The sequence below is a fragment of the Sphingomonas bacterium genome (assembly GCF_028289855.1).
Taxonomy (GTDB): domain Bacteria; phylum Pseudomonadota; class Alphaproteobacteria; order Sphingomonadales; family Sphingomonadaceae; genus Sphingomonas.
In genome coordinates, this window is sequence record NZ_JAQGKZ010000092.1 from 1 (window position 1) to 11863 (window position 11863).

Below are 11863 nucleotides of genomic sequence, written 5' to 3' on the forward strand. Positions count from 1 at the left end.
TGACCGGCACGGCATACTCGCCGGTCGCGGCGGGATCGCCCGGGCCGTTCGACAGGAAGATGCCGTCGGGCTTCAGCGCCATGACTTGGTCGAACGTCGCGGCCGCGGGAACGACGCTGACCTTGGCGCCAGCCTGGACGAGGTTGCGGTAGATGTTGCGCTTGGCGCCATAGTCGATCGCGACGACGTGCGGGCGGCTGGTCCCATCGCCAGCGCCGTCATACCCGAACCCGAGCCGCCAGACGCCGCCTTCCCATCCGTAATCCGCCTCGGTCGTGACCGCGATCGCAAGGTCCATGCCCTCCAGCCCCGGCCACGCCCGCGCCATGTCGAGCAGCAGCGGCACGTCGAACTGCCCGTCGGCGGCATGGGCGATCACCCCGTTGGGCGCCCCGCCCGCCCGGATCCGCCGCGTCAGCGCGCGCGTGTCGATCCCGGCCAGTCCGATCCGCGCATGGCGCTTCATCCAGTCGTCGAGCCGCTCGGTGCTGCGGAAAGACGACGGCGCGGTCACGTCCTCGCGCACGATCATGCCCAGCGCATGGGGCAAATCCGCCTCGACGTCGTCGGCATTCGCCCCGACATTGCCGATATGGGGGAAGGTGAAGGTGATGATCTGCCCCGCGAACGACGGGTCGGTCATGATTTCCTGATAGCCGGTCATCGCGGTGTGGAAGCACACTTCGCCGACTGCTTGTCCCTCCGCCCCGAACCCGCGCCCCCACAGCACGTCGCCCGACGCCAGCACGAGGCATCCGGTGGCTCCTTCAGGCGCGGCAATGGGCTTGGCGTCGGCCATTTCGGGCGGGCACTCCGTTCGGTTTTGCAACGATGTCGCTAAGCGGTGGTCGCTAGTGCCCCCACCCCCTCGCGTCAACCGGCCCACCGCGTTATGGGGATCAAATGATCAGAGACGACATCAAAGCCGCCCAGATCGCCGCCATGAAGGCCGGCGACAAGGAATCCCGCAACGCGATCAGCCTGATCCAGTCGGCGATCAAGAACCGTGACATCGAGGAACGCACCAAGGCGCAGCCGACCGAGGACGACGCGTTGGTGGTCGAGGTGCTGCAGAAAATGGTCAAACAGCGCCGCGAATCGATCGACATGTTCCGCAAGGGCAACCGAGAGGAACTAGCCAAGGCCGAGGAAGCCGAGGTCGCGGTGATCGAACGGTTCTTGCCGGCGCAGATGAGTGAGGCCGAAACCGCGGGCGCGATCGAGGCGATCAAGGCGGAGCTTGGGGCTACGGGCATGAAGGACATGGGCCGCGTGATGGCGGAGCTGAAAGCGCGGCATGCGAGCGCGCTGGATATGTCGAAGGCGAGCGGACTGGTGAAGGCGGCGCTGAGTTGAATCGCAGCGTCGAATAGTTCCATTAACGGTAGTATTCGGCTAGGCGTTATAATGCGCGGGTGAGTCTCACCCCCGCCTTCCTCGACGAACTCCGCGCGCGGACCTTGTTGTCCGCGCTCGTCGGCAAGACCGTCAAGCTCACCAAGGCCGGCCGCGAGTTCAAGGGCTGTTGCCCGTTCCACAACGAAAAGACGCCGTCGTTCTATGTCAACGACGACAAGGGCTTCTATCATTGCTTCGGCTGCTCGGCGCACGGCGATGCGATCCGCTGGATGACCGAGCAGCAGGGCCTGCCCTTCATCGATGCGGTCAAGGACCTGGTCCAGGCAGCGGGGATGGAAATGCCCGCGCAGGACCGCCAGTCGGTCGAGCGCGCCGAACGGGCAAAGGGGCATCACGAGGCGATGGCCGACGCCGCCGCCTTTTTCACCGAGCAATTGAACGGCATCGCCGGGGCGGAGGCGCGCGCAGTGCTGGAAAAGCGCGGCGTCACCGCCAAGACCGCGCAGGCGTTCGGGCTCGGCTCTTCGCCCGACACGCGCGGGCGGTTGCGCGAGACGCTGAAAAGCTATGGCGACCCGCTGCTGATCGAATCGGGGATGCTGATCAAGGTCGACGACAGAGAGCCGTACGACCGGTTCCGCGGGCGGCTGATGATTCCGATCCGCGATCCGCGCGGCCGCGTGATCGCATTCGGTGGGCGGGTGATCGGTGAAGGCGAGCCGAAATACCTCAACTCCCCCGACACCCCGCTGTTCGACAAGGGACGCACGCTCTACAATCTCGATAAGGCTGCTGCGGTATCGCGCAAGTCGGGTCGCGTGATCGTTGTCGAAGGCTATATGGACGTCATCGCACTGGCGCAGGCCGGGTTCGGCGAAGCCGTCGCGCCGCTGGGCACCGCGCTGACCGAGGCGCAACTCGAACGGTTGTGGCGGCTCGCCGACGTGCCGATCCTGTGCTTCGACGGCGATTCTGCGGGTCAGAAAGCGGCGATCCGCGCGGCGTTGCGCGCGCTGCCGGGTCTTGCGCCGGGGCGCAGCCTGTCGTTCGTTACCTTGCCCGAAGGCCAGGATCCCGACGACCTCGTCCGGGCGCGCGGCTCGGCGGCGTTCGAGGCGCTCCTCGCCAAGCCCGAGCCGCTGGTCGATCGGCTGTGGGCGCACGAATATGCCGCCGAAGCGCTCGACACGCCCGAACAGCGCGCCGGGCTCAAGCGCCGCCTGGCGGATCACGCCGCGACGATCGCCGACGGCAATGTGCGCCACGAATATCTCGCCGAGTATCGCCGCCGCGTGGACGACCTATTCGCGCGCCCGGCCCGCGATTTCACCCCGCGCGCTGCCTTCCAACCGCGTCGTCCGGGAACGAAATGGACGCCCCCGCTCCCGCCCGCGACTGTCCAGGCCAAGGCGGTACGCGCCGCCGGGATCGACCGCGTATTGGCCAAGGCGGTGCTCGCCGGCCTCATCCGGCATCCCGCCGAAATCGCGCGGCATATGGAAGTGCTCCACGGCCTGAAACTGGTGGACGGCGCGCTCGGTCGGCTGTTCGAAGCGGTGGTCGATCTCGCACTGGAGGACCGAGCGCTTGATAGCGGGCGCCTGATCACCATATTGGCCACCTCTGGACTGGGTCAGATCACCACCGATCTGCTTCGGGCCGACGCCATGCCGTATTCGTTCACGCAGGATGGGGCCGATCCCAAGCGGGCCAGCGCCGATCTGGACGAGGCGATCGCGATCATGGTGGCGCGGCCGGAAGTCGATGCGGCGCTGGCGAATGCGACGGCGGAACTGGAAGCAACCACGTCCGACGCGGCGTTCGGGAGGCAAATGGAACTGCTCAGAGAGCAACGCGCTTTGGAAGTGCGGCTTGCAAATCTGATCCAAGCGAACAATGACGCGGACGAATTCGAGATTGAGGGCAATTGATGGCGAAGAATAACGGCGGCGAAGGCGACGAAACCCTGGAAATGGGCGACGCACCGCTGATCGACCTGAACGATGCGAACATCAAGAAGGTGATCGCGCGCGCCAAGAAGCGTGGCTACATCACCTACGATCAGCTCAACGATGCCTTGCCGCAGGGTGAGATGTCGTCCGACCAGATCGAGGATATCAGCGCGGCGCTGTCCGAAATGGGCATCAACATCGTCGAGAACGAGGAAGCCGGCGAGGATGGCGACGAGCCGGCCAAGGAAGACGAGGACGACGTCGATCCGGTCGATGCGTCGGAGGAAAACGCCCCCGCGCTCGAGACCAAGAAGAAGGAAACCGTCGACCGCACCGACGATCCGGTGCGGATGTACCTGCGCGAAATGGGCGCGGTCGAGCTGCTCAGCCGCGAGGGCGAGATCGCCATCGCCAAGCGGATCGAGGCCGGCCGCGACACGATGATTCTCGGCCTGTGCGAATCGCCGATCACGTTCAACGCGATCATCGACTGGTCGACCGCGCTCAACGAAGGCACGATGCAGCTGCGCGAGATCCTCGATCTCGACGCGATGCTGTCGAAGGGTCCCTCGGCCGAGCAGGTCGAGAATGCCGAGGAAGACGATTCGGGCGAGATCACCGCATCGACCGCCGGCGCGACCTTCAAGGAAGAGGAAGACGTCAAGGAGGAGGCCCCCGTCGACGAGGACGAGGACGACATGACCGAGCGTCGTGCGCCGCGCATCTCCGACGACGAGGAAGAGGACAACACGCTCAGCCTCGCGCAGATGGAGGAGCAGCTCAAGCCGATCGCGCTCGAGCGGTTCGCCAACATCACCTCGATCTACAAGAAATTCTCCAAGATGCAGGTCAACCGCCTGGATCAGATGAGCGCGGGCGGCGAGCTGTCGGGCGCGGACGAGCGCAAATACCAGAAATTGCGCGAGGAACTCACCGCCGAGGTCGAGAGCGTCCAGTTCCACCAGGCCAAGATCGAATATCTGGTCGACCAGCTCTACAGCTTCAACCGTCGCCTCACCGCGCTCGGCGGCCAGATGCTCCGCCTCGCCGAGCGCCACAAGGTCGCGCGCGCCGATTTCCTGGCGCGCTATGTCGGGCACGAACTCGACGAAAGCTGGCTGGCGACGGTGCAGGGCATCGACAAGAAATGGGCCGCGTTCGCCGCCAACGAAGTCGGCGCGGTCGACCGCGTGCGCACCGAGATTTCGGAGATCAGCCAGCAGACCGGCATGGCGCTGAGCGAGTTCCGCCGCATCGTGAACATGGTGCAAAAGGCCGAGCGCGAGGCGCGGATCGCCAAGAAGGAAATGGTCGAGGCCAACCTGCGCCTCGTCATCTCGATCGCCAAGAAATACACCAACCGCGGGCTGCAGTTCCTCGACCTGATCCAGGAAGGCAACATCGGGCTGATGAAGGCGGTCGACAAGTTCGAGTACCGCCGCGGCTACAAGTTCAGCACCTATGCGACGTGGTGGATCCGCCAGGCGATCACCCGCAGCATCGCCGACCAGGCGCGCACGATCCGCATCCCGGTCCACATGATCGAGACGATCAACAAGCTGGTCCGAACCTCCCGCCAGTTCCTCCACGAACAGGGCCGCGAGCCCACCCCCGAGGAAATGGCCGAGCGCCTGTCGATGCCGCTCGAAAAGGTCCGCAAGGTGATGAAGATCGCCAAGGAGCCGATCAGCCTCGAGACGCCGATCGGCGACGAGGAGGACAGCCACCTCGGCGACTTCATCGAGGACAAGAACGCGGTGATCCCGGTCGATGCGGCGATCCAGGCGAACCTCAAGGAAACCGTCACCCGCGTGCTCGCGAGCCTGACCCCGCGCGAGGAACGCGTGCTGCGCATGCGCTTCGGGATCGGGATGAACACCGACCACACGTTGGAGGAAGTCGGGCAGCAGTTCAGCGTGACTCGCGAGCGGATTCGGCAGATCGAAGCGAAGGCGCTAAGGAAGCTGAAGCATCCGTCGCGTTCGAGAAAAATGCGGTCGTTCCTCGACCAGTAGGTGGCAAGGCTTTTCGATAATCGAGGCGAGCCGAAAGCGACCGGAGGTCAACGCACTGCGGAAGCTGAAGCATCCGTCAAGGTCGCGGAAGATGCGGAGCTTCCTAGATCAGTGACGGCTGCAGTAAATGGTTACAAACGACTGATGGCTGCTCGTTTCTTTTGCTCAGGTGGCTTAAAAAGTTTGCCCTGAAGCTTTTGCTGCGTTCGCCGCCCCTGCGAGTTTTGCCTCTTCCTCAGCTTCTCGCGCGATTTCCATCGCACTTACGTCCAATGGCACCACAATATCGCAGTTGTTTGCAAGCGAGCGCCGATTTGGCCCGGACGCGTTACCAGCGGCTTGGCCGTGATAATCGTTTCCTTCGATCGGAACATGTTGGACATTGAGGCCAGCGCCTTCAAGCTGATCAACGCGATTGGCGACGAGGCCGACAGCCCTTGCGATGCGGGGATAACCCGAACCTCCCCGCCCCGCATCACCTCCCCCACGCCCCACACCATCGCGTCGGCGCGGTCGGGGCTCTTCCCCGGCCCGTCATACCCGCCGCCCGCGATCATCCCCTTCATCTCGGCCTCCAGCGCCGGCATCCGCCCGTGGAGCACCGCCCGCCCCGCTTCGAACAGATGCGCGACGGGTTCGGCGCGTTCGACCTTGCCCTTGCTCGCGCGGACCAGGCGGACGCGCAGGCGCGGGTCGGCGGCCAGCAGGATCTGCTTGACCATCTTGCCGCCCTGATTGGCCTCCGCGATCACCTCGTCGGTGTCGTGCGCGGCGGCCGCGGCGGCGACGGCGCGGGCCCAGCCGTCGGGGCTGCGGCCGGTGACGCTGTGGTCGGCGAGGATGTGCGCGACGGCGTGCTGCCCCTCGCCGCTGCGCGCGACCGCGACGATGCCGCAGGTGCCGTCGATCGCGGGCGGATCGACCGCGATGAGGGTGCGGGCGAATTCTGCTCCCCCTCCCGCTTGCGGGAGGGGGTCGGGGGGTGGGCACCCGCTATCCGCGTCCGATCCGTTCGTGGTGAGCGCGAGCCCACCCCCTGCCCCCTCCCGCTCGCGGGAGGGGGTAAGTGATAGTCGGCACCGCTCGATCAATTCGACCGTCCACAACGCCCCCGCGGCATCGGTCAGCAATCTGCCCTCGATCTCCTGCTCGCCTAGCCTGGTCCCCCCGTACAGCCGCTCGACGCGCGCCTTGTACGCCTTGGGCAGATGCGGGTTGCGCCGGGTCGGGCCGCCGGTCGTCACCGTGGCGGGGTCGGCCATGATGCCGCGCAGCACCGGGCCCGGCTTGGGGGTGGTGGTGATCAGCGCGCGCGGGTGGCCGAGCCGCAGGCCCAGCTGGAGCATGTCCCAGCATTCCTGCGGCTTGTCCCATTTCGCCAGCTCGTCGCACCACGCGACGTGATGCTCCGGCCCGCGCAGCATGTCGGGGCTGGCGCCGCTGAACAACGTCGCCTCCGCGCCGCTGGTGAAGGTCAGCCGGCGGAGACTCGGGTGCCAGTCCCTGATCAGGTCGGCGGCGACGGTCAGCAGCCCGCTCCTGCCCTCCACCATCACGCGGCGCGCGTCGTCGAGCGTCGCGCCGACCAGCGCGATGCTGACCTTGCCGGCCGCGATCTCGCCCGCGATCCATTGCGCGCCGGCCAGCGTCTTGCCGAAGCCGCGCCCGGCCATCAACACCCAGGTCGACCAGTCGCCGCCATCGGGCAGGCTCGCCGGTGCGGCCTGTCCCTCGTGCGCCCAGCCGGGCCAGTCGCGGTCGAGCGCGTCGCGCTCCGCCGTGCCTAGCATCGCCACCGCCTGGCGCCGCCAGTGCGGCGGCAGCGCGCGCAGGAATTCGATGATGTCGGTGTCGCGCGGCAGGCGGCGCGGCCGATTACTCGCCCGCTTCACGGCGCGCGGCGTCGATCGCCTCGAGCTTGGTCAGGATCGAATCGCGCACCTCGTCCAGGCTGCGCGGGCGCGCGCGCCAGCCGGGGGCGCGGCCCTCCCCCCTTACCGCCGGGCCGTGCAGCTTGAGGATGGCGATGGCGTCCTGCACCGTCATCGCCGGGATCGGCGAGTCGGGATCGGGCGCGAACCCCTCCATCGCGTCGCCGGCGCGCGCGACCACCGCCATCTCGATCCGGGCATAGCCCTGCTCCAGCGCGGCCTGCCAGCGTTCGGCGAAGACCGGGTCGGTGCGGCGGCGGCGATAGATCGCCTCGGTGCTGAAGCCGGCGGTGGCGGCGGACAGCGTGACGTTGCAGCTGGCGGCGAGCGTGTCGAGGAACGCCGCTTCCGCTTCGTCGGTCCAGCGGTGGGCGGTGACCGCGACGACTTGCGGCCCGTCCTTGCCGTGCCTGGTGACGCGCGCGGCGCGGGCGCGCGCCTGTGCCTCTTTTTGCCCCGTCGAACCCATTGCCACCCTCCGCCAATCCCGCTATCTGTTCTCCTTTTGTTTCATCCGAAATCCTACATTTCAAGCTTTTTGTACCAGATCGGTTAGTGATCGGTGCTGTACGCCGCGACGCTGGCGGCCATTGGATCGAGCAGCACCCACAAAGCGATGCCGATCGCGAGCGCGATGAGGATGCCGCTCGCTTGCGTCGCGCGCCTTGGCTCAATCGCCGGCATCAGCGGGAGCAGCAGCACCGTTGCGATCGCCAGCGGCACCGCCGCGATCATCGGCATGCCCGGCCCGACCGCCTGCAACAGGAAGAAACCGAAGCCGAGCATGTAGCCGACCCCCAGCACCGCCGCAAAGATCGCCGCGGCGGCTCCCGCGCTGCGCCCCGCGAGCCGATCGAGCGCCAGCGCCAGCCCGCCGAGCATCAGCGGCACCGCGAACGGATAGGCCGCGGTCGGCGCGGCAATCTGCGCGAACGCGCCCAGCGCGAGCAGCGGCACCGCCGCGCCGGCGATCGTCCCCGCCTTCGACGGCAGCCAGCGGCGCAGCGTCACGAGCAATGCGAGGCACACCAGCAACGCCTGTACTTCGAGCCGCGGGATCGCCGCGAGCCGGTCGTAATAATTGGTCTTGCCCCCGGCCCCGGACGCCAGATTGACGAGGTACAGCGCGAGTCCCGCCGCGACGATCAGCGCGAGCAGCACGCCCGCGCCCTTCGCGACCTCCGCCACCGTCGAGCGCCGCCATGCCGCGACCGCATAGCCGCCCGCGCCAAGCAACAGGATCAGCCAGCCGATCGCGGGCGCGTAGCTCACGAAGAACAACCCGAACGCGTCGAAGAACACCCGGTCGGCGGCCTTGCCCGGCAGCGCGGGCGCCGCGAGCAGGCCACGCGTCAGATCGAGCACTTGCCGCCCCATGTCCTGCAACGCGCCCTGGTCGAGCCGCTCGGGCGTCGCCAGCGGCGAGTGGTAGAGCTCGGGCCGGCCGATGAACGCGAAGTTGAACCCCGGCACGCCGAGCTTCTTGGCGACGGTGTAATCGGTCGAATTGGGCAGTTTCTTGTAGATGAACACGCTGAGTGAGGTCCCGACCGGGCGGCCGACGGCGCCCGCAAACAGGTCCATCATCGCGCCATTGTCGCTGCCCGTTTCGAACATCGACGCGCGCCCGCCGCCGCCGCGCGTTTCCAGGTTGACGATGACGCCGACATGGCCGCGGCGCGGATCGTTCGCGAAGAACGATTTGGCGCCTTCCAGCCCCAATTCCTCGCCATCGGTCAGCAGGATCATGAGGTCGCGTTGCGGCACCTGACCGCTCGCCCGGATTGCCCGCACCGTCTCCAGGATCGACGCGACCCCCGCGCCGTCGTCGGCCGCGCCCGGCGACCCCCACACGCTGTCGTGATGCGCCATCAACAGCACCGCGGGGGCCGCGCGGTCGCGCCCCGGCAAGATCGCGACGATGTTGGTCAGCGGCGGCGTGACGGTCGATTTGCTCCAGCCGGCCAGCCGCTTCGCGCCGTCTGCGTCCATCGCGCCGGTCGCGGTCGCGACTTCCAGCCCCATCGCCTGCAACCGCGCGATCAGGTGCGCGCGAACCACCGCATCCTCCGCGCTACCGGTCGGGTGCGGCGCGCGGCCGATCACGCGGACGTCGGCCATCGCGCGCGTCGCCGAAAAAGCGGTGGACGGTGCGTCGTTCCCCGCCGGCCCGGGCGGCGTAGTCGCGACGATGGCCAGCACGATTGCGCCGACCAATGCCGTCAGCAAAGCCCACCAGTTCCGCATCGCGTCCTCCCCCGAATTTTGCGGCACGCTAGGGACTGCACCGATGCGGAGCAACAGACGCCTCCGCTTCGGTCGCAAGGGCTTGCCCGATGGTCGTGCAATGCCGAATAAGCGTGCCATGGAAGTGCCCGCCGCCCCACTGACCCAGCGCGACTCCAAGCCAGGGGACAGGGTGACCGCATCCGATCTGGTGCGCAATTTCGGCACGTGGCGTGAGCGCGCGCTGCGCGCACCGGTCTACATCCTGCATCGCGGCCGGCCACGGCTGATCCTCGCCTCGGTCGAACTGGTCGATATGCTGTGCCGGCCGCTCGAAGGCGGCGATAGCGATAGCCTGCGCCTCGCGGCGTTGCTCGAGGGATCGCCCGACATGATCGTGATCGTCGATCGCACGCTCAATATCGTCGCCGCCAGCCGATCGGTTCGTGCGCGCTTCGGCGGCGATGCCGCGCATGGGAGCCCCGCGACCGGCCTGGTCGCGAGCGACGGCGCGGCGGTGCTGGCAGCGGCGATCCGGCGCGTCGCGGCGGGCGCGCTGGCCGAAGCGGTCGACTTGCCGCTGGCCGGCGAACCCGGACGTCGCGTATCGCTCGCGATCGAGCCGCATCCCGACGGCGTTGCACTGTTCGGGCGCGAAACCGGCGGCGCGACCAACGACGATCGCGCGTCGCTGGATGAAACCTTCGCGGTGTCGCGCGGCGCGGCGGTGGCACGGATCGATTGCTACGGCTTTCTCGACGGCCCGCACACCGCGCTCGCCACGCTGACCGGGATCGGCGATTCGATGCTGTCGAGCCTGCGTTTCGTCTCGCTGTTCACGATCGGCTCGCGCGGGCGCGTCGCCGACATGATCGCCGCGGTCGCTGCCGACGGCGAGCCGCGATCGGGCCCGGCGCACCTGCTGATCGACAGCGAGGATCCGCGCGCCGTCACCGTCGCGTTCGCCCCACGGCGGCGCAAGACGGGGATCGAGGGCGTGGTGGCGCTGGTCCTGGCGGTGAACTAGGCGGGCGTTGGTGCTTGATTGTCGCGATGGTGAACGACGCGACGACACAAATCGACGAACTGTGTCGGAGACATGTAGCTTTTCGCGGCGTTTGTCTCGCGCGTGCATAGTTCGTAGGCTTTGTGCCCCAACCCCTTCACGTGATCAAACGACGGCATGCACCGGCGGAGCGTCAGATAATGCCGATTGCCGTTTAAATGTGCCTGTGCGTCGCTCCAGCCAGCTCGCAAATGCTTCACGAAGAAGCGTGCGCCTGAATAGGGGTCGCGACCGTTGCTCGCATGGGCGGCAACGTGAAGTACCTGTTTCAACTCGCCCGGTGTCGTACACGCGGTCTTGCAATGTTTCTTCTCGCGCATCCAAACCTTGCTCGTCTGGTGGTCAAGCCAACGGCCATATTCCTCATCGGTGATCCTGCGGCGCTTCAACCATTCGGGACACGGATAGCTGGTCATGCGCCGAAATTATGCCGCTCATTCTAAAGGAATGCTGAAACGTAAAGTCGCCCCCCGCCAACCACCGTCGCACAACTCATTGCGACATACTTAAGCCCGCATAAACCGCGTCTTTACGTGGTTCGGTATATCCCTTGGCCCCACAGCATTCGAAACAACCGGGCAATTGGGGAACCATGTCAGTCGATACCGTCCCGTTCGATCGCCAAAGCGGCAGCTGGAGCGTGCTTGCCGCGCTGGTCGATGCCGACGGCAGCGCGCGTCATCCGTTCGTCCAGGCGATGGGCGCGCGCGGCGCCGCGACGCGCGATCTGGCGGACGCGATCCACTTGCTGTGCGCGCTGCACGGACGCCAGCCCGGGGTGATCGACCATGCGCTGGCGCACGGGCCGAGTCCGGTCGCCGAATCGTGGCTCGACGAAGCCGCCTACGCCTTTGCCGACGAACGCGCCTTGCTTGCGCGGCTCACCGCCGCCGCGGGCCCGATCCCCTCGACCCCTGGCCAGGCCGAGTCGGAAGCCGCGGTGACGCACCAGCTTCATGCGCTCGACATGCTTGCCCAGTCCGACCGTACCGGCTGCGCGGTCGGTGCCGCGATCGCGCTGGTGCTCGACTGGCGCGCGATCCGCCACGTGCTCGAGGCGGCCGCCGACCGCGCCGGTTTTGCCGCGCTCCCCTCGACGCTGCCGATCGACGCCGATACCGCGACGCTCGCCGCGACGATCGCCGCGGATCCCGCGATCGAGCGCGCGATGAGTTTCGGCGCACAGCAATTGCTCGCGCAGCACCGCGCGCTGTGGGACCTGGCCGACGCGCGCAAGAGCGCGAGGGATCGGCACTAAGTTTTGTCGCGGTACCGGCCCGCTCCCCCACCCGACCGCCCAATTACGATATATTC

The 11863-nt window shown here is 67.2% G+C and carries 10 protein-coding genes; 5 read left to right on the plus strand and 5 right to left on the minus strand.

Annotated features, from left to right (window positions below; translation table 11 throughout):
• Window positions 1-799 (minus strand): carbamoyl-phosphate synthase domain-containing protein (locus JWM94_RS10700; protein ID WP_299426319.1); only part of this gene is annotated, 799 nt, incomplete at its 3' end.
• Between the two features lie 104 nt (window positions 800-903).
• Here JWM94_RS10700 and JWM94_RS10705 point away from each other — a divergent pair.
• The 3 genes from JWM94_RS10705 to rpoD are packed head-to-tail and all read left to right on the plus strand — an operon-like array spanning window position 904 to window position 5326.
• A complete protein-coding gene (locus tag JWM94_RS10705) occupies window positions 904-1356 on the plus strand; it encodes a GatB/YqeY domain-containing protein (RefSeq protein ID WP_299426322.1) in 453 nt (150 codons plus the stop codon).
• 59 nt (window positions 1357-1415) lie between these two features.
• Complete coding sequence (gene dnaG, locus JWM94_RS10710) at window positions 1416-3290, plus strand: DNA primase (RefSeq protein WP_299426325.1); 1875 nt, start codon at window positions 1416-1418, stop codon at window positions 3288-3290.
• Entirely contained in the window at window positions 3290-5326 is a 2037-nt protein-coding gene (gene rpoD, locus JWM94_RS10715) for an RNA polymerase sigma factor RpoD (protein WP_299426328.1), read from the plus strand. The genes dnaG and rpoD overlap by 1 nt, the downstream gene beginning before the upstream one ends.
• Window positions 5327-5589: 263 nt before the next feature.
• On the opposite strand, the gene JWM94_RS10720 is transcribed toward rpoD, so the two are convergent.
• From JWM94_RS10720 to JWM94_RS10730, 3 genes are all read right to left on the minus strand, one after another.
• Window positions 5590-7218, minus strand: coding sequence for a terminase family protein (locus tag JWM94_RS10720; RefSeq protein ID WP_299426333.1), 1629 nt, complete (start codon window positions 7216-7218; stop codon window positions 5590-5592).
• A complete protein-coding gene (locus tag JWM94_RS10725; protein ID WP_299426336.1) occupies window positions 7202-7726 on the minus strand; it encodes a hypothetical protein in 525 nt (174 codons plus the stop codon). The genes JWM94_RS10720 and JWM94_RS10725 overlap by 17 nt, the downstream gene beginning before the upstream one ends.
• An 83-nt stretch (window positions 7727-7809) precedes the next feature.
• Complete coding sequence (locus JWM94_RS10730; RefSeq protein ID WP_299426339.1) at window positions 7810-9504, minus strand: M20/M25/M40 family metallo-hydrolase; 1695 nt, start codon at window positions 9502-9504, stop codon at window positions 7810-7812.
• A 172-nt stretch (window positions 9505-9676) separates the two neighbouring features.
• On the opposite strand from JWM94_RS10730, the gene JWM94_RS10735 reads away from it, so the two are divergent.
• Entirely contained in the window at window positions 9677-10510 is an 834-nt protein-coding gene (locus JWM94_RS10735; RefSeq protein WP_299426342.1) for a hypothetical protein, read from the plus strand.
• On the opposite strand, the gene JWM94_RS10740 is transcribed toward JWM94_RS10735, so the two are convergent.
• Window positions 10507-10965: a hypothetical protein gene (locus JWM94_RS10740; RefSeq protein WP_299426345.1), complete on the minus strand. Its 459-nt coding sequence runs from the start codon at window positions 10963-10965 to the stop codon at window positions 10507-10509. The two genes, JWM94_RS10735 and JWM94_RS10740, sit on opposite strands and share 4 nt — an antisense overlap.
• A gap of 176 nt (window positions 10966-11141) precedes the next feature.
• Between JWM94_RS10740 and JWM94_RS10745 the strand changes: the two genes are divergently transcribed.
• On the plus strand, window positions 11142-11807 hold the full coding sequence (locus JWM94_RS10745; protein WP_299426348.1) for a hypothetical protein: 666 nt from the start codon (window positions 11142-11144) through the stop codon (window positions 11805-11807).
• Window positions 11808-11863: the final 56 nt, after the last annotated feature.